Annotated in this window: 21 protein-coding genes; 13 read left to right on the top strand and 8 right to left on the bottom strand. The window is 73.2% G+C overall.

Annotated features, from left to right (window positions below):
- Positions 1 to 29 precede the first annotated feature (29 nt).
- The 9 genes from QSK36_RS01085 to QSK36_RS01045 all read left to right on the top strand — a co-directional run bounded on the left by QSK36_RS01085 (position 30) and on the right by QSK36_RS01045 (position 9628).
- The gene (locus QSK36_RS01085; RefSeq protein WP_183543933.1) at positions 30 to 1676 is read left to right on the top strand and encodes a DUF2079 domain-containing protein; all 1647 of its coding nucleotides are present in this window, start codon (positions 30 to 32) and stop codon (positions 1674 to 1676) included.
- Positions 1677 to 1833: 157 nt separating this feature from the next.
- Positions 1834 to 3021, top strand: coding sequence for a PucR family transcriptional regulator (locus QSK36_RS01080; protein WP_285781434.1), 1188 nt, complete (start codon positions 1834 to 1836; stop codon positions 3019 to 3021).
- 117 nt (positions 3022 to 3138) lie between these two features.
- Positions 3139 to 4035 carry an ACP S-malonyltransferase gene (locus QSK36_RS01075; protein WP_285781003.1) on the top strand — a complete coding sequence of 299 codons (897 nt, stop codon included), beginning with the start codon at positions 3139 to 3141 and terminating at the stop codon, positions 4033 to 4035.
- Entirely contained in the window at positions 4032 to 4988 is a 957-nt protein-coding gene (locus tag QSK36_RS01070; RefSeq protein ID WP_139576408.1) for a beta-ketoacyl-ACP synthase III, read from the top strand. Before QSK36_RS01075 ends, QSK36_RS01070 begins: the two co-directional genes overlap by 4 nt.
- 80 nt (positions 4989 to 5068) lie before the next feature.
- Complete coding sequence (locus tag QSK36_RS01065; protein ID WP_079320816.1) at positions 5069 to 5308, top strand: acyl carrier protein; 240 nt, start codon at positions 5069 to 5071, stop codon at positions 5306 to 5308.
- A 108-nt stretch (positions 5309 to 5416) separates the two neighbouring features.
- Complete coding sequence (gene fabF, locus QSK36_RS01060) at positions 5417 to 6649, top strand: beta-ketoacyl-ACP synthase II (RefSeq protein WP_183543938.1); 1233 nt, start codon at positions 5417 to 5419, stop codon at positions 6647 to 6649.
- Between the two features lie 14 nt (positions 6650 to 6663).
- Positions 6664 to 8085: an acyl-CoA carboxylase subunit beta gene (locus tag QSK36_RS01055; RefSeq protein WP_183543940.1), complete on the top strand. Its 1422-nt coding sequence runs from the start codon at positions 6664 to 6666 to the stop codon at positions 8083 to 8085.
- Positions 8086 to 8216: 131 nt separating this feature from the next.
- On the top strand, positions 8217 to 8714 hold the full coding sequence (locus QSK36_RS01050) for a hypothetical protein (RefSeq protein ID WP_183543942.1): 498 nt from the start codon (positions 8217 to 8219) through the stop codon (positions 8712 to 8714).
- On the top strand, positions 8711 to 9628 hold the full coding sequence (locus QSK36_RS01045) for an aldo/keto reductase (protein WP_285781002.1): 918 nt from the start codon (positions 8711 to 8713) through the stop codon (positions 9626 to 9628). The genes QSK36_RS01050 and QSK36_RS01045 overlap by 4 nt, the downstream gene beginning before the upstream one ends.
- A 52-nt stretch (positions 9629 to 9680) precedes the next feature.
- Here QSK36_RS01045 and QSK36_RS01040 read toward each other — a convergent pair whose 3' ends face one another.
- Together QSK36_RS01040 and QSK36_RS01035 are read right to left on the bottom strand one after the other, a co-directional pair.
- A complete protein-coding gene (locus QSK36_RS01040) occupies positions 9681 to 10436 on the bottom strand; it encodes a hypothetical protein (protein ID WP_139576402.1) in 756 nt (251 codons plus the stop codon).
- Between the two features lie 134 nt (positions 10437 to 10570).
- Positions 10571 to 11068: a DUF3145 domain-containing protein gene (locus QSK36_RS01035; RefSeq protein WP_179155579.1), complete on the bottom strand. Its 498-nt coding sequence runs from the start codon at positions 11066 to 11068 to the stop codon at positions 10571 to 10573.
- Between the two features lie 192 nt (positions 11069 to 11260).
- Here QSK36_RS01035 and QSK36_RS01030 point away from each other — a divergent pair, with 192 nt between their 5' ends.
- The 4 genes from QSK36_RS01030 to QSK36_RS01015 are packed head-to-tail and all read left to right on the top strand — an operon-like array spanning position 11261 to position 15887.
- Positions 11261 to 12280: a S8 family peptidase gene (locus QSK36_RS01030; protein ID WP_285781001.1), complete on the top strand. Its 1020-nt coding sequence runs from the start codon at positions 11261 to 11263 to the stop codon at positions 12278 to 12280.
- 45 nt (positions 12281 to 12325) lie between these two features.
- Positions 12326 to 12850, top strand: coding sequence for an RNA polymerase sigma factor (locus tag QSK36_RS01025; RefSeq protein ID WP_285781000.1), 525 nt, complete (start codon positions 12326 to 12328; stop codon positions 12848 to 12850).
- Positions 12847 to 13305: a hypothetical protein gene (locus tag QSK36_RS01020; RefSeq protein ID WP_183543954.1), complete on the top strand. Its 459-nt coding sequence runs from the start codon at positions 12847 to 12849 to the stop codon at positions 13303 to 13305. The genes QSK36_RS01025 and QSK36_RS01020 overlap by 4 nt, the downstream gene beginning before the upstream one ends.
- Positions 13302 to 15887, top strand: coding sequence for a CHAT domain-containing protein (locus QSK36_RS01015; protein ID WP_285780999.1), 2586 nt, complete (start codon positions 13302 to 13304; stop codon positions 15885 to 15887). Before QSK36_RS01020 ends, QSK36_RS01015 begins: the two co-directional genes overlap by 4 nt.
- Before the next feature lie 86 nt (positions 15888 to 15973).
- Here the strand turns inward: QSK36_RS01015 and QSK36_RS01010 are convergent, their stop codons facing one another.
- From QSK36_RS01010 to QSK36_RS00985, 6 genes are all read right to left on the bottom strand, one after another.
- Positions 15974 to 16786, bottom strand: coding sequence for a sulfurtransferase (locus QSK36_RS01010; RefSeq protein WP_285780998.1), 813 nt, complete (start codon positions 16784 to 16786; stop codon positions 15974 to 15976).
- A gap of 74 nt (positions 16787 to 16860) precedes the next feature.
- On the bottom strand, positions 16861 to 17445 hold the full coding sequence (locus QSK36_RS01005; RefSeq protein WP_285780997.1) for a hydrolase: 585 nt from the start codon (positions 17443 to 17445) through the stop codon (positions 16861 to 16863).
- A gap of 36 nt (positions 17446 to 17481) precedes the next feature.
- On the bottom strand, positions 17482 to 18882 hold the full coding sequence (locus QSK36_RS01000; RefSeq protein ID WP_285780996.1) for an MFS transporter: 1401 nt from the start codon (positions 18880 to 18882) through the stop codon (positions 17482 to 17484).
- 13 nt (positions 18883 to 18895) lie between these two features.
- Entirely contained in the window at positions 18896 to 19336 is a 441-nt protein-coding gene (locus QSK36_RS00995; protein ID WP_182901577.1) for a MarR family winged helix-turn-helix transcriptional regulator, read from the bottom strand.
- A 148-nt stretch (positions 19337 to 19484) separates the two neighbouring features.
- Positions 19485 to 20702, bottom strand: a complete 1218-nt coding sequence (locus QSK36_RS00990; RefSeq protein WP_352239452.1) for an alkaline phosphatase family protein — start codon at positions 20700 to 20702, stop codon at positions 19485 to 19487.
- A 30-nt stretch (positions 20703 to 20732) separates the two neighbouring features.
- Positions 20733 to 21326: a DUF5998 family protein gene (locus QSK36_RS00985; protein ID WP_139576394.1), complete on the bottom strand. Its 594-nt coding sequence runs from the start codon at positions 21324 to 21326 to the stop codon at positions 20733 to 20735.
- Between the last annotated feature and the right edge of the window lie 96 nt (positions 21327 to 21422).

Genomic DNA, 21422 nt, shown 5'->3' with positions numbered 1-21422 from the left:
TCCCGCCCGGAGGGCCTACTCTCCTCCTCGTGATCACGGGGACCGCGACGTCCGGGCAACCGGCGGAGGAGCCGCCCCGGAGAGGCAGCGACCCCGACGACACCCTGGAGGCAGCCGCCGTGGACGGAACGGCCGTCGCGGAGCCCGGAGACACCGCAGGCACCCGGGCAGCCGGCGAGGCGGAGCCTGGAGACACCGCCGGCGCCACGGCCGCCGTCGAACCGGAGGAACGGCCGGACGGCGCGGCGGCCCCGCACCCCGCCGCGCGGTTCCTGAGGTCCAACCGGCACCTGATCGCGGTGTCCGTGCTCTGCGCGCTGTCGTCGGCCCTGAACTGGACCCTCTCGCTGCTCAGGTTCGCCCACTTCCAGGTGGCCACCTACGACCTGGTCATCTTCGACCAGGCGGTGCGCGGATACTCGCACTTCTCCCTGCCCACGGTGCCGCTGCGCGGGGTCACCGGCGGCTTCGGCATGGACTACATCCAGCTCGCCGACCACTTCTCGCCGATCCTGGCCGTGCTGGCGCCCCTCTACTGGCTGCACGACGGGCCCGAGACGCTGCTCGTGGCGCAGGCCGTGCTGTTCGCCCTGGCCATCCCGTTCGTGTGGATGTTCACCCGCCGCGTGCTGGGCACGCCACACGCCTACCTCGTCTCCGTGGCGTACGCCATCTCCTGGCCGATCGCGCAGGCGACGGCGGTGGAGTTCCACGAGGTGGCCTTCGTGCCGCTGCTGAGCGCGATCGCCATCGAGCGGCTGCACGCCGGGCGGCGCCTGCCCGGCCTGCTCGCGGTGCTCGGCCTGCTGCTCACCAAGGAGGACCTGGGCCTCATGGTGGCGGGCATCGGCGTCTGGCTGTTCTTCACCGGGCAGCGCAGGCTCGGCGCCGGGCTGGCGTTCACCGGGGTGGCCGTGTTCGAGGTGGTGCGCAAGTTCGTGATCCCCCTGGCGGGCGGCAACCCGGCGTACTACACGCGCTACTCGAAGCTCGGCGAGGACCTGCCCCAGATGCTGTGGAGCGCCGTCACGCGGCCGCACGCGTTCGTGGCCATGCTCTTCGACGACCACTCGAAGTGGGACACCTGGGGCCTGCTGCTGTGGCCGGCGCTGTTCCTGTGCCTGCTGTCCCCGCTGGTCCTGGCGGCGCTGCCGCTCATCCTGGAGCGGCTGCTGGCCGACTCCGACAACTGGTGGTCGACCGGCTGGCACTACGACGCGTTCGTGGTGGTGATCCTGCTGATGGCCGGCGTGGACGGCGCGGCCCGGCTCATCCGGTGGCTGGAGCGGCGCGGGGTGCCGCGCCCCGGGCACGGCCTGCGGCTGGCCTACGCCGCCGCGGTCTTCGCGGTCGCTGTCACCACGGTCCCATACCGGCCGTTCGACAACCTGATGAGCCCGGACTTCTACCACCCCGATCCGCGTACGGAGGCCAGGGAGCAGGCCATGAGCATGGTCCCCGACGGCGTGGTGGTGGAGGCGACCGACGACTTCGGCGCGCGGCTGTCCGGCCGGACGACCGTGCTGTGGTGGGACTACCAGAAGCGGGGCACGCCCTGGATCGTGGCCTCGGTCAACAACGACCTGCGCGGCGTGGTGAACAGCTACCTGACCGAGGGCTACGAGCTTCGCCTCGACCGGGAGGACATCGTCGTCCTTCACCGCATCGGCGCCTGAGGCCGCGGGCCGCCGTTCCGACCTGCGGCGACACCGTCAACACCCCCGTACGGCACGATCACCGCGATGACCTGGCACGCTAGAGGGCGTGAGCGAGCGGGGCGCGTGGAACGGCGGACAGGTGCGTACGGACGGGCAGAGCGACGACGTCGTCCGGATGGCCGGAGACGGTGTGCCGATGAGCGACAAGATCCGGGAGGACGACAGGATCCGGGAGGACACGGCGCGGCGGCTCGACCGGGCCATGGGCAGTCTCGGGACGGCCGCGATGGCCCGGATGGAGGAGCGGCTGGCCTGGTATCGCGCGCTGTCGGCGGAGGACAGGTCGTGGGTCGGCCTGGTGGCACAGGCCGGCATCGCGGCGTTCGTCGAGTGGTTCGGCCACGCGGGCGAGGGGCGGCCGACGCCGAGCATCGAGTTCTTCGGCACCGCGCCGCGCGAGCTCAAGCGCAGCGTGTCGCTCCAGCAGACGGTCGACCTCGTCCGCATCGTCGTCGAGGTCGTCGAGGCCCAGGTCGAGGAGCTGGCCGCGCCCGGCGGCGCGGAGTTGCTGCGGCACGCGATGCTGCGCTACACGCGTGACGTCGCCTTCGCCGCCGCCCAGGTGTACGCCAGGGAGGCCGAGGCGCGCGGCTCGTGGGACGCGCGGCTTGAGGCGCTGATCGTGGACGCGCTGGTGCGCGGCCAGGTCGACGACGGGCTGCACTCGTGGGCCGCCGCGCTCGGCTGGACCTCCGCGCCCGTCGTCGTCTTCGCGGGGTACGCCCCCGACGAGGACCCGCAGAGCGTCATCGACGGGCTGCGCGACAAGGGGCGGCGCCTCGGCCACGAGCTGCTCGCCGGGGTGCAGGGCGACCGGCTCATCGTCATCGTGGGCGGCGCGGACGGCGTCAAGGACGCGGCCCGCGGCGTGGTGGCGCGCTTCGGCACCGGGCCCGTCGTGATCGGGCCGGAGGTGCCCGACCTGCACGCGGCGGCCAGCTCGGCCCGCGCCGCCATCGCCGGTCTGCGCGCCGCGGCCGGCTGGCCCGACGCCCCGCGTCCGGTCCTCGCCGAGGACCTGCTCGCCGAGCGCGCGCTGGACGGTGACGAGGACGCCAGGGCCCAGCTGGTGGAGAACGTCTACAAGCCGCTCGCCGGGACCCCGCTGCTCGACACGCTCGCGACGTACCTGGAGCAGGGAACCTCCCTTGAGGCGACGGCCCGGCTGCTGTTCGTCCATCCCAACACCGTGCGGTACCGTCTACGTAAGATCACGGAACTGACCGGGTACCAGCCCACGGAGGGGCGGTCCGCATTCACCCTTCAGGTGGGTCTCATACTCGGGCGCCTGTCCGTAACCTGAGCCGGGTGCCTTAATCTTCTCGACACCGAAACTGTAGGTACCCCACAACGCGGCGGCCACAAAGTTCGTTCGGATCTCCATCAGTGTGGTGAACCTCTACAGGGCAGGGTTGAGTACGTGCTCGTCATCGTCGCTCCGGGCCAAGGCGCCCAAACCCCAGGATTCCTCAGTCCGTGGCTCGAGATACCCGAGTTCCGCGACCGAATCTCCGCGTGGTCGGAGATCGTGGAGCTCGATCTCGTGACGTACGGGACGACGGCCGGCGCCGACGAGATCCGCGACACCGCCGTGGCCCAGCCCCTGCTCGTGGCGGCCGCCCTGGCGTCGTTCGAGACGCTCGGGGTCCGGCCGGACATGGTCGCGGGGCACAGCGTGGGCGAGCTCGCCGCCGCCGCGATGGCCGGGGTGCTGACCCCCGAGCAGGCCCTCGCCCTGGTGCGCGAGCGCGGCCGGGCGATGGCCAAGGCCGCCGCCGTCACCGAGACCGGCATGAGCGCCGTGCTCGGCGGCGCGGAGGAGGACGTCCTCGCCGCGATCTCCAAGCACGGGCTGACCCCCGCCAACATGAACGGCGCGGGCCAGATCGTCGCGGGCGGCACGCGGGCGCAGTTGGAGGCCTTCGCGGCCGAGCCGCCGGAGAAGGCGCGGGTGCGCTCCCTGGCGGTCGCCGGAGCCTTCCACACCGTCCACATGGCCCCCGCCGTCGACCATCTGCGCGCCGAGGCCGCGGCTCTCACCCCCGCGGACCCGTCGGTCACGCTGCTGTCCAACTCCGACGGCGCGGCCGTCGCAGGAGGAGGCGAGTTCCTCGACCGGCTGGTCAATCAGGTCGCCAACCCGGTCCGGTGGGACGCCTGCATGGCGACGATGGCCGAGCGCGGCGTCACCGCCGTGATCGAGCTGCTGCCCGGCGGCACGCTGACGGGCCTGGCCCGTCGGGCCCTCCCCGGGGTGAAGACAGTGGCGCTCAAGACCCCTGCCGACCTGGACACCGCACGGGAGGTGCTGAAGTGAGGCTCGGTCAAGGCGCCCCCGCGGCGAGGATTCTCGCGTTCGGCGGCTATCAGCCCGCCCAGGTCGTGACCAACGACGACCTCGCCGCCCGGCTCGACACCAACGACGAGTGGATCCAGAGCCGCGTCGGCATCAAGGAACGCCGTGTGGCGGGCCCGCAGGAGTCGGAGATCGACCTCGCGGTGCAGGCCGGCGGCAAGGCCCTGGCGGCCAGCGGCCTGTCCAGCGACGACATCGACCTGGTGATCGTGGCGACCTGCACGATCGAGGCCCCGATTCCCAACGCCGCCGGCCGCGTCGCCCACCGGCTCGGCATCACCGCCCCCGGCGCCTTCGACCTCAACGCCGCGTGCGCGGGGTTCTGCTACGCGCTGGCCGCCGCGTCCGACGCGGTGCGGTCGGGCTCGGCGACCAACGTGCTGGTCGTCGGCAGCGAGAAGCTCACCCAGTGGGTCGACGGCGAAGACCGGTCGACCGCCGTGATCTTCGCCGACGGCGCGGGCGCCGCGGTCGTGGGCCCCTCCGACCGGCCCGGCATCGGCCCGGTGGCCTGGGGCAGCGCCGGCGACAAGGCCGAGGCGATCATGATCAAGGACCGTCAGTCCTTCCTCTACCAGGAAGGCCAGACGGTGTTCCGCTGGGCCACCACCGCGCTTCACCCGGTGGCCAAGCTCGCCTGCGAGCGTGCGGGCGTGGACCCCGCCGACCTGGCCGCCTTCGTTCCCCACCAGGCGAACCTGCGGATCGTCGAGGCCATCGCGCGCAAGCTGGGCGCCGACAACGCCGTCGTCGCCAGGGACATCGTGCTCGCCGGCAACACCTCCGCCGCGTCGATCCCGCTCGCGCTCTCGCGCATGATCGAGCGCGGCGAGGTCCAGTCGGGCGGCCTGGCCCTGCTGCTGGGCTTCGGCGCCGGCCTCACCTACGCCTCCCAGGTGATCGAGATCCCCTGAGGAACTTGTACGGCCTGCCGTACAGAGCTGGGGCAACCCAGGAAACCCGGAAGACAGTAAATCCAAGGAGTAGTCGCGACATGGCACTGACCGAGCAGGAGATCCTCGCGGGCCTCGGCAAGATCATCAACGAGATCACCGGCATTTCGGCCGACGAGGTCACCCCGGAGAAGAGCTTCGTGGACGACCTGGACATCGACTCGCTCTCCATGGTCGAGATCGCCGTCGCGGCCCAGGACGAGTTCGGCGTCGAGATCCCCGACGACCAGCTCAAGCACCTGAAGACCGTCAAGGACGTCATCAACTTCATCCAGGCCTGACCTTCGCCGTACGACGGCCGCGCGGACGTGCCCGCCCCCGCCTCCGGCGAGGCGACAGGGCGCGTCCGGCCCCCTTTCACGCCCTGATACCAAGAGGAGTGCAGACAAGTGAGTAAGGACCGGGTACGTGTCGTAGTCACCGGGCTCGGCGCGACGACGCCCCTCGGTGGAGACGTCGCATCGACCTGGTCGGCGCTCCTCGAGGGGCGGTCGGGCATCCGCACGCTCACCGAGGACTGGGTCGACACCGTGCCGGTGAAGTTCGCCGGTGTGGCGGCCGTCGACCCCGGCGAGGTGCTTCCCCGGCCCGAGGCCAGGAGGCTCGACCGCGCCGAGCAGTTCGCCCTGATCGCCGCCAGGCAGGCCTGGCAGGACGCGGGCGCCCCCGAGGTGGACGGGGACCGTCTGGGCGTGGTGGTCGGCAGCGGCATCGGCGGAATCGGAACGATCCTTTCCGCCTACGACCTCTACCGGGAGAAGGGCTGGAACCGGCTGTCGCCGTTCACCGTGCCCATGCTCATGCCCAACGGTTCGGCCGGTTGGATCAGCATCGAGCTGGGCGCCAAGGCCGGCGCGCACGCTACGGTCAGCGCCTGCGCCACCGGTGCCGAGTCCATCGGCTACGGCATCGACATGATCCGCTCCGGCCGGGCCGACATGGTGGTCGCCGGTGGCACCGAGGCGGCGATCCACGGTCTGAACGTGGCGTCGTTCGCCGCGGCGCGGGCCATGTCGACCCGCAACGACGAGCCCGAGCGCGCCTCCCGCCCGTTCGACAAGGGGCGCGACGGCTTCGTGCTCGGCGAGGGCGCGGGCATCGTGGTGCTGGAGTCGGAGGAGCACGCCCTGGCCCGCGGCGCCCGCATCTACGCCGTGGCCGCCGGAGCCGGTTACACCAGCGACGCCTTCCACATCACCGGGCTGGACCCGGACGGCAAGGGCGGCACGGAGGCCATGCTCCGGGCCCTCAGGAACGCGGACCTCGCCCCGTCGGACATCGTCCACGTCAACGCCCACGCCACGTCGACCCCGCTCGGCGACGAGATCGAGGCCCGTGCGATCAAGGAGGCCATCGGCGACCACGCGATCGTCACCGCCACCAAGTCGATGACCGGCCACCTCCTCGGCGGCGCCGGCGGCATCGAGTCGATCTTCACCATTCTCGCCCTGCACGAGCGGCTCGTGCCGGCCATCGCGAACCTGGACGACCCGGCCGACGGCATCGAAGTCGACCTCGTACGCGGCGAACCCCGCAAGCTCGAGGGCGACCAGCTCGCCGCGATCAACAACTCCTTCGGGTTCGGCGGACACAACGTCGCCGTGGCCTTCACGACGGTTTGACAAGGGAGTCTCGAATGACAGTGCTGGACAGCAGGACGGTGGCCGATGCCGCCGGAGCGGCCGCCGTCGACCATCGTGACCCCCTGGTGCGCCTCGGCCACCTGCTGGACGAGGGCTCGATCCGGCCGATCACCCCCGAGGACAAGAGCGGCGTGCGTGCGGTGACCGGGCGCATCGAAGGTGTGCCGGTCGTGGCGTTCTGCAGCGATGCCCAGGTCCAGGGCGGCGCGATGGGCGCGGAGGGCTGTGAGCACATCGTCCACGCCTACGACGTGGCCGTGCGCGAGCGAGTGCCGATCATCGGCCTCTGGCACTGCGGCGGCGCCCGCCTGGCCGAGGGCGTGGAGTCGCTGCACGCCGTGGGCCGCGTGTTCGCCGCCATGACCAAGGCGTCGGGCCTGGTCCCGCAGATCTCCGTCGTCGTCGGCCCGGCGGCCGGCGGCGCCGCGTACGGCCCGGCCCTGACCGACATCGTGATCCTGGCCGACCAGGGCCGCATCTTCGTCACCGGCCCCGACGTCGTCCGCAGCGTCACCGGCGAGCAGATCGACATGGCCGCCCTCGGCGGTCCCGAGCCGCACAGCAAGCGCAGCGGCGTCGTCCACGTCGTCACCAAGGACGAGCCCGAGGCGATGCTGCGGGCCCGCCAGCTCGCCTGCCTGCTCGGCCACCAGGGCCGGGTGCGCGGCGAGGTGGACGAGGTCGACTTCAGCGACCTGCTCCCCGACAACCCCCGCCGCGCCTACGACGTGCATCCGCTGGTGAACGGGCTGCTCGACGAGCCCGGCGTGGAGCTGCACCCGAAGTGGGCGCCGAACATCGTCACCACCCTGGGCCGCTTCGGCGGCCGCACGGTCGGCGTCATCGCCAACAACCCGATGCGGCTCGGCGGCTGCCTCGACTCCGCCTCGGCCGAGAAGGCCGCCCGGTTCGTCCGGATGTGCGATGCCTTCGGGGTGCCGCTGGTGGTGCTCGTGGACGTGCCGGGCTACCTCCCCGGCGTCGGCCAGGAGCACGACGGGGTCGTCCGGCGCGGCGCGAAGCTACTGCACGCGTTCGCCGAGGCGTCCGTGCCCCGCATCACGCTGATCACCCGCAAGGCGTACGGCGGGGCGTACATCGCGATGAACTCCCGCTCGCTCGGCGCGACCCGGGTGTTCGCCTGGCCGTCCATCGAGGTGGCGGTCATGGGCGCGGTCGCCGCGGTGCGCATCCTCAAGCGGCGCGAGCTCGCCGCCGCCCCGGAGGAGGAGCGCTCCGCGCTCGAGACCCGGCTGGCCGAGGAGCACGAGAAGACGGCGGGCGGTCTCCAGCGCGCCCTCGACCTCGGCGTGATCGACGAGGTGATCGAGCCGGCCAAGACGCGCGGCGCGATCGCCCGGGTGCTCGCCCAGGCCACCCCGGCCCGGGGCGCCCACGGCAACATCCCGCTCTGACGACGCACGGAAGGCGCCGGTCCCCGCATCCGGGGGCCGGCGCTTTCGCGTTCCCCCAGAGCGGACACTCGAATACTTGACGCTCGACGACAAGTACTTGATGCTTGTCGTCAAGTAGAAGGGAGGCGGGCATGGACGAGCGCCGCGAACTGGCCGAGGACCTGTGCCGGATCGTCGGCGGCAGGGTGCTCGACGCGCTGGAGATCCTGTTCGAGCCGGACGAGCTGTCCGGCGAGGACACGCGACTGCGCGAGCTTCTGGCGGCGAAGAGCCGGGCCTGGGCCGACGTGCTGTGCGGCGAGGACGACCGCGCGGCCGCCTTCCTCGCGATCCGGCTGGTGAGCGCGCTGTATCCGGGTGACGCGCCGTTCGATCCGCCCGCCGCGTGGTGGGGCACGCCGCTGGGCCGGGCGGTCGCCCGGCGGGCGGGGCACCCGGCCGCGACCGCGGTGCCGGTCTCGGTCGCCGCGGCGATGCTCGGCATCACCCGTCAGGGCGTCCACGACCTGGTGCGCCGGCACAAGCTCGACCGCGATCCCGAGGGTGCGATCACCACGGCGTCGATCCAGGCCCGCCTCTCCCGCAGCCGCGGCGACCAGACCGCGGCCGGCACGAGGAGATCTGTATGACCGTTTCCATCGGCGACGTCCTTCGGCTCGCGGACGACCTGGCCGTCCGGCGGCTGGGGTACGGCGCGATGCAGCTGCCGGGTCCGGGCGTGTGGGGCCCGCCGCGGGACCACGCCACCGCACTCGCCGTGCTGCGCCGGGCGGTGGAGCTGGGCGTCACCCACATCGACACCAGCGACTTCTACGGCCCGCACGTCGCCAACGACCTGATCAGGCAGGCCCTGCACCCCTATCCTGACGATTTGGTCATCGCCACCAAGGTCGGCGTGGTCCGCGACGAGTGGCACGGTTTCGAGGCCGCCGCGGAGCCGGAGCGGCTGCGCGAACAGGTCGAGGAGAACCTGGTCCGGCTCGGCCGGGCCCGGCTCGACCTCGTCCACCTGCGCGTGGGCGGCGACGGACTGCTGTTTCCCAGCGCAGTGCCCTTCGCCGAGTCCTTCGGGGCGCTGGCCGAGCTTCACGAACGCGGGCTGATCCGGGCGCTCGGGCTCAGCGGCGTGACCGTGGACCAACTGGCCGAGGCACGCGCGATCGCCCCCGTGGCGGCGGTGCAGAATCGGTTCCATCTGTTCGACCGGTCGGGCGCGGACGTCCTGGCCGCGTGCGAGGCCGCCGGCATCGCGTTCACCGCCTATTTCCCGCTCGCCGCCGGCATGCTCCGGCACGACGTGGACCTGTCGCAGGCCCCGCCCGGCATGGCCCCCTCGGCCGAGCGGCTGGCCGTGCTCGACGAGGTCGCCGGGCGGCACGGCGCGACCCGTGCCCAGGTGGCGATCGCCTGGCTGCTCGGCCGTTCCCCGGTCACCCTGGCCATTCCCGGCACCTCCTCGCTCGCTCACCTGGAGGAGAACATGGCCGCGGCCCGGCTGTGCCTGTCTCCCGAGGACATCGCCGTGCTGGACGGGCTCGCCTGAGCCGTCGCCCGCCCGGCCTCCACGGGTGGGGGCCGGGCGGACGCGGAGTAGGTCAGGACGTGAGCTGGGGAAGCTCCAGGTAGGACTTGCCGCGGACGAACCACTGGAAGTCGGCCGCGTTCTTGCCGCTTGGCGAGGGCAGCCCGGCCCGCAGGTTCACGGCCGTGTTGACCAGGCCCCAGTTGAGGCCGCAGCCCGACGCCTTCGGCACGGCGAACGTCGTGTCCTTGGCCGCGACCTTGAAGACCGGCGTCCCGTCGATGGACGTCAGGTCCAGCGAGGTGACCTCGGGGTTCAGCACGATCGGAGCGGCGTCGCTCCCGATGTAGCACTTCTTGCCGAGCAGCGAGTGAATCATGCGGATCTTGATACCGACGTTTGTCGGGAAGATCGGGCCGGCCTCGACCTTCCCGGTGCCCTGGGTCTCCACGTACACGTCGGTGAGCTTGGGCACCTCGAACGGCTTGCCGATGAGGCCGCCGGGCACCTTCATCCGGCCGCCGGCGACGCTGCCGAATGCCGCCGCCGTGCTGCCATCGGCGAGCTTGCCCTGTGCGACGGTGATCCGCAGGGGCTCGCTGATGTCCTGGGTGATCGAGCCGAGCTTGATCGAGCCGCCCACGGTGATGATGAAGATGCAACTCCAGGTGTCGGGCGTGGCACCGGCCGGAAGCCGTGGACAGTCGGCCCAGTCGGCGTCGCTCGGGTGGTAGTCGTAGGCGGCGGCCGCGTGGGCGGGCGCCGCCGAGCCGGCCAGCAGCGCCGCCGCCGCCACGCCGATCGCCAGGCGCCGGGCAAGAACGCTCATGGACTCCTCCTCGGGTCCGCGTCGGGGGGTGCGGACGTGGATGAGTCCCGGTATATCTGCGAAAAAGACGACTTTCTATGTCGCTTTCACAAGGCGCAAGGGCGGATTGTTATCACCATCCGCATAAAAAGGCGTCAGACGGCCGCGTGCAGCCAGCGCACCGGCGCACCCTCGCCCGCGTACCGGAACGACTCCAGCTCCTCGTCCCACTGCTTGCCCAGCAGACGGTCGAGCTCCTCCTCGAGGACGACCCGGCCCTGGGCAGCCATCAGCATCACGTTGCGTAGCCGGTCCTCGGGGATCAGGATGTCCCCGTTCGCGCCGACGACCGCCGTGAAGGCGCCCAGCGTCGGTGTGTAGGCGTGCCGGGAGCCGTCCACGCCCGGTGAGGCGTCCTCGGTTATCTCGAAGCGGATGCGCTGCCAGCCCATGAGTGAGGACGTGATCGCCGCCGCCGTGCCGGGACGCCCCTCCCACTCCGCCTGGGCCCGCAGGGTCCCGGGCGCGGCGGGCTGGGCGGTCCACGTCAGGTCGACGGGAACGCCAAGAACGCCTGCGACGGCCCACTCGATGTGCGGGCACAGCGCAGGCTGAGCCGAGTGGACGTACAGGACGCCACGAGCAGCAGCCACCGGACCTCCCAATTCGCATGAGGTGCGCCTTCCCCAACGGCCTCACACTTGGAATGATCACGGTTGGATGACTGTAGGAGAGACTACCGTCCGTCGCAGCCTGGCACCAGAGGGGGGTCATACCGATTGGCGCTTGGCGACCAACTGAATCGGGAAGGACGCGTTCCGTAACCATCACGGAAAGGCTCCCCGATGCGCAGCCGGCTCGTCGAACCCCTCCCGGGACGGCCCGTTCTCATCCGGCCGGACGAACTCCTGACCTCCTCCCCCGCCGCCGTCGCCCGGTGGGCCCTGGCCTCCGAGGCCCTTCCGGGTGCCGGCCGCGTCCATCGCGTACGGCTGCCGCCGGGCACCGACGTGATCGACCTGACGGCCACGCTCCGCGACCGCGGGCACGCCGCTTCCCCCAACCACGTCCTGTCCGGCCAGCCGCTGTTCTTCGGCGGGCCCGGTGGGCCGCCCCTGCCCGCGGCGGCGCCGCCGTACGAGCCGGGTGAGCCGGGCGAGGTCACCGTGGCGGTCCTCGACACCGGCCTGGCGCCGCACCCCTGGCTGGCGCGGTGGTACAGCGACGACATCGCCGAGACACCCGACGCGGACGGCGACGGCGCGCGCGACCGGCAGGCGGGGCACGGCACCTTCGTGGCCGGGCTGATCCTGCGGCACGCGCCCGGCGTCCGGCTGCGCGTCCTGCGCTTTCTCGACAGCGACGGCGTGAGCGACGAGGCGGCGCTGCTGCGCGCGCTCGCCGCGCTGCGCGTCGGCCGGGCCGACGTGGTGAACCTCTCCTTCGGCGGGCACACCTTCGACGACGCGCCGCCCCTCGGGCTGGCCGAAGCGCTCGCGGGCTTCCCCGCCGTCGTCGCGTGCGCGGGCAACACCGCCTCGTCGCGTCCCTTCTGGCCCGCGGCCCTGCCCGGTGTGGTCGCGGTCGGCGCGCTCGACGGCGACGCCAGGGCCGGTTTCTCCGCGCACGGCCCCTGGGTGGACGTCTGGGCCCCGGGCGTCGGCCTCACCAGCAGCTTCCTCGATTACGGCGACTTCCACGGCTACGCCACCTGGAGCGGCACCTCGTTCGCCGCCGCCGTCGTCACCGGCGCACTCGCCCGCCTGTGCCGGGAGGTCCCGCCGGGCCGGGCCGTACGGCACCTGCTCGACGGCGGCCGGCGGATCGCGGATCTCGGGGTGGTCGTGACGAGCGGAGATCGATAGGGTTCCTGTCACCATAAGCTTCTCCTCGATCGCGCAGAGTGACAGATGTCGACAGACAACCCCATCGCCATCATCGACCAGGCCGCCTGGGAGGACCTGGTCGCCCGATTCGACGGCAGGATGTGGGCGGTCGCCCGGGCGTTCGGGCTGAGCGCCGCCGACGCGGCCGACGCCGTGCAGGGCGCATGGCTCCGGCTCGTGGAGAACGCGGGCGCGATCCGCGACCCCGAACGGATCGGCGCGTGGCTCGTCACCACGACCCGCCACGAGGCGGCCCGGCTCAGCCGCAGGGCACGCGGGGAGGTGGTCTCCGACCTGGACGTGCCGGACACGGCGCTGCCCGACCCGACGGCCGCGGTGGTGGACGCCGAATTCGGCAGGCAGGTGTGGCGCAGGCTCGACCTGCTCGGTGAGCCGTGCCGGTCGCTCATCCGCCTCTACGTGCTCCACCCCGAGGCGCGGTACGCCCAGATAGCGGTCCGTCTCAACCTGCCGGTGGGCAGCATCGGCCCCACCCGGGCCCGCTGCATGGCCCGCCTGCGCGCTCTCGTGGAGGAGGAAGCCCGTTGAGGGAGGAATACCTGCTGGCGGCCCTGCGCATGGGAGCGGGCGCCGATCCGGTGCCGGAAGGCGTGTCGGCCGCCGCCCGGGCGGTCTTCGGCCTGCGGGTGCCCGGAGGCGTGCCCGCCGGGCCGGTCGACCTCCCCGTGCCGCCGGGAGCCCGCTCCTCCCCCGAGGCCGGGGCGGCGCAGGCCGGCGTCCGACGCTTCAGCGCGAACGACCTGGTCATCGACGTCGAGACGGCCGTCACCGGCGGGCGCATGGAGGTGGCGGGTCAGGTGACCCCCGTCCCCGGGCCGGACACCAGGATCGAGGTGCGGACACCGCACATCGCCAAGGTCCGCGTGCCCTCCGGCAGTGGCCACTTCGCGGTGGCCGGCCTGCCGCCCGGGTGGGTCAGCGTCGTCTGCCACCGGCCCGGCCATCCTCCCGTCTTCACCCGCTGGATCCACGTGCACCCATGACTTCTTCCGGAGACCAGCTGGACGTGGACCTGCTCGACAGGGCCGAGGCCGCCGTGCGGCTCTCCGCGACCGACCCTCGGCTCGCCCTCGGGGAGGCGAGAGCCGTACTGGACCTGGCCACCGGCGCGTACGGCGAGGCGGCGTCGGTGGCGCTGCGCGCGGCGGCGCTGGCGGCTCGCGAGCTGGGCGACCTCGAACTCGCCGGAGAGCGGCTGGAGGAGGCGATCGCGGCGGGGCGGGGGTTCCCGCGCCGGGTGGCGCAGGCCAGGATGTCGCTCGTCACGGTCAGGGCCCAGCTCGGCGACCCCGAGGGCGGGTTACGCCTCGCCGACCTCGCCGAGCGGGATCTCGCGGGAGCGGACCTCGCGAGGCTCGGCGTGCAGCGGTCGGTCGCCCTGATCCTGCTGGGACGGCACGAGGAGGCCATACGGCACTGCGACCGGGCGATCGGCCTGCTGGACGACGATCCCCGGTTCCGGGCGGGCGGGCTGCTGAACCGCGGCCTCGCCCACACCTACCTCGATCAGTACGGCGAGGCCGAGGCCGACCTGGCCGAGTGCGCCCGGGTCGCGAGGTCGGCCGGCCTGGATCACGTCGCGATGCTGGCGGAGGGCAACCTGCCGTTCGTGGCCGCCCGGCGCGGCGACATCGCCGCCGCCTTCGCGCGCTACCGCGCGGCCGAGGCCACGCTGTTCGGCTTCCCCGAACGGCTCGCCGTGATGCGCACGGACTTCGCCGAGGCGCTGGTGGCCGCGCGACTGCCCGGTGAGGCGCGCACGCTGCTCGAACAGGCCGTCCCCGAACTGGTGGCGGCCGGGGCGCAGGCGGCGCTCCCCGGCGCGCGGCTGCTGCTCGCCCAGGCCGCGCTCCTCGCCGGGGACGCCCCGCTGGCCGAGACGACGGCGCGCACGGCGCTAGCGGAGCTGGACGCGCAGGGCAGGACGGCCTGGCTGCCCCTCGCCAGGGAGGTGGTCCTGCGCGCCCGCCTCGCGGAGACCCCCGCCCCGCCGGCCGCGCACGCACGGGACGCGGCGGCGGAGGCCCAGGCCGGCGGCAGCCGGAACGCGGCGGGGGCCGAGAGTCTGGTCACCGACCTCGTCGCCTGCGCCGACGACCTCGCGGCGTGCGGCTGGCCCGGAGCCTCGGCGGCGCTGCGGCTCACCGCCGCGGCGGCGGCCGTACGGCTGGGCGCGATCACGACCGCCCGCCCGCAGCTCGATCGCGTCGCCGCCACCGCCACCCGCCCGCTCGTACGCTGGCACGCGGTGGCGATACGGCACCGGTTGGACGGAGACCTCGATCGGGCCCTGGCGGCCACGGCACGGGGCATCGAGGCCGTGCACGCCCCGGGCGGCGACGCCGGTCCACGCGACCGCGACGTGGCGTGGGACGCGGAACTTCGGGTGCACGCGGCGCGGCCGGCCGAGGATCTCGCCGCGTTCGGCCTGGAGATCGCCCTCGACCGGGCCCGGCGGACGGGGGACGCGCGGACGGTGCTCGAATGGGCCGAGCGATGGCGGGCGGTCGTGCGCGGCGCCGCGGCTCCCACGTCGGTGCTCCACTGTGTCCTGCCCGCCGGGGCCGGGCTCCTCGTGGAGCTCGTGCGGCGCGGCGACGACCTGTTCGCCGTCACAGCCGGGTCAGAGGGATGCGCGCTGCGGGCCCTCGGCTCCTATCAGGCGGCGGTGGAGGCGACCGTGCGGATCCGGTACGGCCTGCGCCGCCGCGCTCTGCTTGACACCCTGCTCGACACCCTGCGCGATGCCCCGAGTGACGCGGGCGATCTTCCCGGGGTGGTGGACGAGGGGACCGCCCGCGAGCTGTCCGCGCTCGACCGCGCTCTCCTGTCCGGTCCCGGCACCCTCACGTCAGCGGGGAGCCGGCCCGGCGGGCCGGTGACGGTCGTGCCCACCGGAGCGTTGTGCACGCTGCCCTGGCCGCTGCTTCCCTCGCTGCGCGGCCGGCCGGTGTCGGTGGCGGCCGACGCCGCCGCGTGGCTCGCCCCGCGCCCGGGCCCGGCCGGCGTCCCCCTGGTGCTGTCGCTCGCGGGACCGGGGCTCGACCATGCCGCGGCCGAGGCCGACATGGTCGCCACCGCGCACGCGCGGGCGCGGCGCGTCGGCGCCACCAGGGCGGAGGCGCTCCGCGCACTTGAGCGGGCCGACGTGCTCCACGTCGCGGCCCATGGGATGTTCAGTCCGCGCGGGCCCATGCTGTCGCAGATCACGCTCGACGACGGGCCGCTCATGGCCTACGACCTGCTGACCGCGCGGCGGATCCCCCGTCTCGTCGTGCTGTCGGCCTGCGACGCCGGGATGGCACACGCCCCGGTGGACGGCGCGGCGCTGGGCCTCGCCGGGGCCTTCCTCGACAGCGCCGCCCGCAACGGGGACGCCGCGTGCGTGGTGGCCGGTGTGGTGCCGGTGCGCGACGACGAGGCGCTGACGCTCATGACGCTCTTCCACACGCTGCTGGCAGAGGGCCGCTCCCCCGCCGAGGCGCTGGCCCAGGCGTCCGAGAAGACGGCCGTGCCGGGCTTCGTCTGCTTCGGCGCCGGCGACGAGCCCCTCGTCGCCCGCTGACGCGCCGCACCCTCACCGACGGCGATGCCTGACGCGCTCCGCGTCCCGGTCAGGAGGCGCCCACGGTCGCGCCACCACGCACCCCGTCAGCCGGTCGCGACCGGCCTGCCGGGATCGGCGACCCAGTTGGACCACGAGCCGACGTACAGGGCGGCCGGCAGCCCGGCGATCTCCAGTGCGAGCACCTCGTGGGCGGCCGTGACCCCCGACCCGCAGTACGCGCCGACGGGCACGCCCTCGACCGCCCCGAGGCTGTTGAAGCGCTCGCGGAGGAACTCCCTCTTATGGAATCGCCCGCCGGGCTCGACGTTCCCGGTGGTCGGGGCGCTGACCGCACCCGGGATGTGCCCGGCGACCGGGTCGATCGGCTCCACCTCACCCCGGTAGCGCTCAGCCGCCCTGGCGTCGAGCAGCACGCCGTCGGACGCCAGCGCGGCGGCCTGATCGGCGTCGAGCACCGGCATCCCGCCCGGCCGCGCGGTGAAGTCGCCCGGCGGGACGGGACTCTCGTCCTTGGTCACCGGGAGCCCGGCCCGGGTCCAGGCCCGCAGCCCGCCGTCGAGCACGCGCACGTCGCCGTGGCCGAAGTAGCGCAGCGCCCACCAGGCCCTGGCCGCCGCCGTCGAGTCGGCCTCGTCGTAGACGACCACCGGCCGGCCCTCGGACACCCCGAGGCGGCGCATCGCCTCCTGGAACACCTCCGGCGCGGGCAGCGGATGCCGTCCGGCGGGCCCGGCGGGGGCGGCGAGATCGGCGTTGAGGTCGCAGAAGACCGCGCCGGGGATGTGGCCCTCGCGGTACGCCTCGACGCCGGGCGGTCCGCCCAGCCGCCAGCGGACGTCGAGGATCGCGGCGTCGCCGATCGCGGCGAGCTCCTCAGGAGTGATCAGCGGGCTCATGCCATCCCCTCGCCTTTAAATCCCTGTGGACGGTGCCGCAGCCATTGTGTCAAGCCGGCGGGGCTCCACGCGCCTCAGGACGCGGTCGCGGCGAGCAGGTTGAGGATCTCGGCGGTGGTGCCGGTTTCGCCGAGGCGCGGGAAGATCTTCTCGACGCTGTGGTGGTGGGCCTCGGGGGCGAGGTCGGTCATGGCGTCGGTCGCCAGGGTGACGTGGTAGCCGTGCTCGTGGGCGGCGCGGGCGGTGGACTCGACGCCGATGCTCGTGGCCACCCCGGTCAGCACGATCTGGGTGACGCGCCGGCGGCGCAGGTGCAGGTCGAGGTCGGTGCCGTAGAACGCCGACCAGTTGCGCTTGGTGACGACGATGTCTCCCGGATGTCCGGCCAGGTCGTCGGCGATCTCGTCCCAGCCGTCCGGCCAGGCGCGCCCGGGGCGTGACAGGTCGGTGCGTCCCGGGACGGCGTCGGAGCCGTCGGCCGCGGCGGTGACGCGGACGAGGACGACCGGCAGGTCGCGCGCACGGAAGGCCTCGGCCAGCCGGACCGTCCGGGCGAGCACGTCCGCGGCGGAGTACGGGCTGCCGGGGACGGCCAGCACACCCTTCTGCAGGTCGACGACGACGAGCGCGGTCCTGGGGTCGAGCGTGGTCACGGGCATGGAAATCTCCCTTTTCGACGTGTGGACAGAGGGTGGTCAGGTGCGGCCGACGCGGCGGAGCGACCGGTCGGCGAGGATGCCGAGCAGCAACAGGACCGAGACGCCCAACAGGAGCAGGCTCAGGTGGTGCAGCCCGAGCGTGGTGGCGCCGTGCCGGTAGAACGCCGCGTCGGCGGCCGAGGCGCTCAGCGCGCCGAGATATCCGAATGTGCGCAGCAGCCCGGCCGAGGAGCCCATGCGGGCCGGATCGGCCTGCGCGTACAGCGCGTTCTGGTTGGCCAGCCCGTTGAGGCCCTGTGCGACGCCGACGAACGCGCCGATCAGCGCCAGCAGCCACATCGGGCTGCCGGAGCCGGCCGCCAGTAGCACGGCGCAACCGGCGATCTGCGCCGCGGCGCCCGCGACGAGCTTGCCGCGCACCTCGGCGCGGCGGCCGGTGAGGGCGGTCACGGCGATGGCCATCGCCGACATGGGCAGGAGCAGCAGCCCGGCGGCCGAGGGGGTGAGCGACCGGCCGTCCTGCAGCCATTGGGGGAACCCGTACATGAAGGCGTAGGAGGTCGTGTAGGCCAGCCACTGCCTGCCGTACGTGGCCAGCAACGGCAGGTTGCCGCCCAGCACCCGCAGGTCGAGGAACGGCTGCGCCACCCGCAGTTCCCTTACGGCGAAGCAGGTCCCGGTGATCGCGACGATCACCAGCAGCCACCAGAGCCCCCACGCCGGGTTCATCAGGAACGTCATGAACGCCGTGAGCGTGCCGGCGAACAGCGCCATGCCGATCACGTCCAGTGCCCCGCCAGGCCGGGCGGCCGCGGAGGAGGTCGTGGCGCGGCGGGGCAGTCGCCGCGCACCGAGGACGAGGCAGGCGGCCGAGAGCGGCACGTTGACGGCGAAGATGAGATGCCAGCCGCCCGCTCCGATGAGCAGACCGCCCAGGGTCGGCCCGACGACCACGATGACCTGGTTGGAGATCGACAGCGCCGCCAGGATTCCGCTGGGACTTCGCATGCCGGTGCGGTCGGCCTCGGCCCGCAGCAGGAACATCGAGGCGGGGTAGGCGGCGGAGGTGCCGATCCCGAGCAGGACCCGGGACACGATCAGGACGCCCAGGCTGGGCGCCAGCACGCCCAGCAGCCCGGCGACGCCGACCAGCGCCGTGCCGGTCAGGTACAGCGGCCGTGGGCCGAAGGTGTCCACCAGCCGTCCGATGACCGGCTGCCCGACCGCGGTGGCCAGGTAGAGCCCCGTCACCAGCCACGCGGTGTGCGCGGGCGAGGCGTGGAACCAGCGGCCGATCGGGACGAGCGCCACCGCCAGCATCGAGGAGTTGATCGGGTTCAGGATCGAGCCCAGGATCATCGGGGCGATCAGCCGGCGGTCGAAGCCGCCGGCGTCCGATCGGCGCCCGGCCCGGGAGGCGGCCGGAACCCGGGTCATGCCTGGACCTTGATCATGACTGGGCCACGGCGTCCAGCAGCGCCATCGCCTCGATGATCGTGCGCAGCTGTGCTTCGGTGCAGTGTTCCTGCAGCGCCCGTGCCAGCCAGGCCTCGCGCGCCCTCCGGTCGTCGAGGCGGCGCTCGCGCCCCAGCTCGGTCAGTGTGACGAGCTGACGCCGGCCGTCCTCGGGATCGCGGTGGCGTTCCACCAGCCCGGCCCGTTCCAGCGCCTGGACGATCGCCGCCATGGACTGCGGCCTGACCCGCTCGGCCGCGGCCAGCTCACTGGCCGACGCCGGGCCGTGCTTGGCCAGCCGCACCAGCACGGAGACCTGGCCGGAGCTGAGGTCTCCCTCCGCGTCCAGCTCTCTCAGCCTGCGGACGAGCCGGCTGACCGCCACCCAGGCGTCGCCGGCCGCCTGCGCCGCCGCCTCCGAGACCGCATCGCTCATGGCGCACCCCCAAAAAGACAGTTCAGACTGTACACCCAAAACTGAGCAGTCTAGGCTGTCGATCAGAAGGCAGGCGGATCAGCGGCGGATCTCCCAGAAGCGTCAACGGCAGATACGCAGAAGCGTCAGCGGCAGATCGGCAGGCGCGTCAGCGATGAATCCGTACGAGCGGGACGTTCTGCTCGGCGGGGGTCAGCGAGCCGTGATAGCCGATCATGGACGACTCCACCGGCTCCACGGCCGAGGCCACGATCACGCACTCGCCGTACGGCACGGCCACCACGTCGCCGACGCGGCCGAGCCACTCGCGGCGGACGCGGCGGCCGAACCAGCCCGAGGAGACGGCCTCCTCGCGGGTGACCACCCAGGCCCGCCCGCGCAGGGCCTCCCGCCAGGTCTCCAGCACCGCGGAAGCCGCGCCGGGAGAGGTGTAGACGTGGCGGGCGCGGGCCTCGCCGCCCAGCATGAGCACGCCCTCCCGCAGGTCGGGGCGGCGGTCCACGTCCACCTTGTCGGCCGCGTTGATCATGCCGTGGTCGGCCGTGACGTACAGGACCGCACCCGGCGGCAGCGCCCCGGCGATGCGCTCGGCCATGCGGTCCACGACGGCGAGCTGTTCGAGCCATTCACCGCTGCCCCACCCGCTGAAGTGCCCCGCGCGGTCGACCTCGCCGTAGTAGACGGTGACGAACCTGGTCTCGCGCAGCGCCTGCCGCACGGACTCGACGCGCTCGCCGGGGCTCTCGGCCGCCCGATAGCGCATGCCCCGGTAGACGGCGCGGGTCAGTCCTGTGCCGTCGAACGAGGCGGGCGCCACGTAGACGGGCTCGATCCCCGCCGCCGCCATGCGTTCGTAGACGGTCGGCGCGGGCTGCCACACGTCCGGGTCGATCGACAGGCCGGGGGCGGTCCAGCGCAGGCAGTTGAACAGCCGCCCCTCCCCCGGGACGGCCATCTGGATGCCGACCATGCCGTGCTCCCCGGGCGGGGCGCCGGTGCCCAGGGTGGCCAGGCTGGTCGGGGTCGAGGAGGGGAAGCCGGCCGTGAGCGTCCCCCGCAGATGGGCCGACAGGAACGGCGCGGCGCCGGGGTGTGCGGCTAGGAGCTCGGCCCCGAGGCCGTCCACGAGGAACAGGCACACCCGCGGGGCCGGTTCCAGCGCCAGCGTGTTGTCGGCCGCCAGCCCGAGGGAGGCGAGCAGTGAGCCCGGCAGATCGGCCAGCGAGGCCGTGCCGTACGCGGGCACGTACGGCACGGGCACGGGCGGCACGGGCACGGGCGGCACGGGCACGTACGGCACGGGCGCGGACGGCGACGCCACGGGCGGCTCCCCGGGCAGAGCTCCCGAGGGCTGGTGGTCGATCACGTCACCTCCCGGCGGCTCGAGGGGGGACGGTCAGGCCGTCGCCGCCTTGGCGGTGGCCTCCGACAGCGCCTTCGCGAACGCCAGCACGTGGGTGACGGCCTCGGGACCGTCGGCCGCCTCGCTGACCCGCAGGGACAGGTCGTCGGCCGTGATCGCGCCGGTGTAGCCGTGGTCGGCCTCGCAGTTCTCGTCGCCGCAGGTCGCCGGTTCGAGATCGACGTGGGAGATCGCGCCCCACCCGATCGTCAGCGTGACCTCCGTCGGGGGGACGCCCGGCGCGTACGACGCGGGGTCGGGCACGACCCTGGTCACGGCGACCGACTGGATGCGGCTGAGCCTCACCGCCTCGGTGGTGGTGGAGGCGTGAGAGGCGGGCATGCCCTCGGCGGGCGGGTGCTCGTCGGTGTGGCAGACCAGCAGCCGGGTCGGCGAAAGGACCAGGACCGTGACGTGCCTGCGCACCTCCATCGCCGGGTCGAACGTGGCCTCGTGATGCACGACGTACGCAGTGACCGGCTCGTTGCCGAGCGCGGAGTCGACGGCGTCGGCCACCAGATCCGGGTAGTAGCCGCTGCGATCTATGGCCTCGCGCAAGCCCGCGGCGGAGACTCGGGTTTCCCTCATGGGTCCATCCTGCCCTGTAAGGGACACCTGTTTCACACCCCGACGGGACGGGTTTTCCGCCCACGGCGTGACGCAGGCCCGATCAGCTCAGACGGC

The sequence above is a fragment of the Microbispora sp. NBRC 16548 genome (genome assembly GCF_030268985.1).
Classification (GTDB): Bacteria; Actinomycetota; Actinomycetes; order Streptosporangiales; family Streptosporangiaceae; genus Microbispora; species Microbispora catharanthi.
Note: the sequence above shows the minus strand (reverse complement) of the source record. Positions and strands in the feature narration are given on the sequence as shown.

What these genes read in the sequence shown, in the direction of transcription:
- QSK36_RS01080 (WP_285781434.1), top strand. Translation starts at nt 1,834, where the DNA reads ATGGCCGGAGACGGTGTGCCGATGAGCGACAAGATCCGGGAGGACGAC.
- QSK36_RS01065 (WP_079320816.1), top strand. Translation starts at nt 5,069, where the DNA reads ATGGCACTGACCGAGCAGGAGATCCTCGCGGGCCTCGGCAAGATCATC.
- QSK36_RS01055 (WP_183543940.1), top strand. Translation starts at nt 6,664, where the DNA reads ATGACAGTGCTGGACAGCAGGACGGTGGCCGATGCCGCCGGAGCGGCC.
- QSK36_RS01050 (WP_183543942.1), top strand. Translation starts at nt 8,217, where the DNA reads ATGGACGAGCGCCGCGAACTGGCCGAGGACCTGTGCCGGATCGTCGGC.
- QSK36_RS01045 (WP_285781002.1), top strand. Translation starts at nt 8,711, where the DNA reads ATGACCGTTTCCATCGGCGACGTCCTTCGGCTCGCGGACGACCTGGCC.
- QSK36_RS01040 (WP_139576402.1), bottom strand. Translation starts at nt 10,436, where the DNA reads ATGAGCGTTCTTGCCCGGCGCCTGGCGATCGGCGTGGCGGCGGCGGCG.
- QSK36_RS01030 (WP_285781001.1), top strand. Translation starts at nt 11,261, where the DNA reads ATGCGCAGCCGGCTCGTCGAACCCCTCCCGGGACGGCCCGTTCTCATC.
- QSK36_RS01025 (WP_285781000.1), top strand. Translation starts at nt 12,326, where the DNA reads ATGTCGACAGACAACCCCATCGCCATCATCGACCAGGCCGCCTGGGAG.
- QSK36_RS01015 (WP_285780999.1), top strand. Translation starts at nt 13,302, where the DNA reads ATGACTTCTTCCGGAGACCAGCTGGACGTGGACCTGCTCGACAGGGCC.
- QSK36_RS01010 (WP_285780998.1), bottom strand. Translation starts at nt 16,786, where the DNA reads ATGAGCCCGCTGATCACTCCTGAGGAGCTCGCCGCGATCGGCGACGCC.
- QSK36_RS01005 (WP_285780997.1), bottom strand. Translation starts at nt 17,445, where the DNA reads ATGCCCGTGACCACGCTCGACCCCAGGACCGCGCTCGTCGTCGTCGAC.
- QSK36_RS01000 (WP_285780996.1), bottom strand. Translation starts at nt 18,882, where the DNA reads ATGACCCGGGTTCCGGCCGCCTCCCGGGCCGGGCGCCGATCGGACGCC.
- QSK36_RS00995 (WP_182901577.1), bottom strand. Translation starts at nt 19,336, where the DNA reads ATGAGCGATGCGGTCTCGGAGGCGGCGGCGCAGGCGGCCGGCGACGCC.
- QSK36_RS00985 (WP_139576394.1), bottom strand. Translation starts at nt 21,326, where the DNA reads ATGAGGGAAACCCGAGTCTCCGCCGCGGGCTTGCGCGAGGCCATAGAT.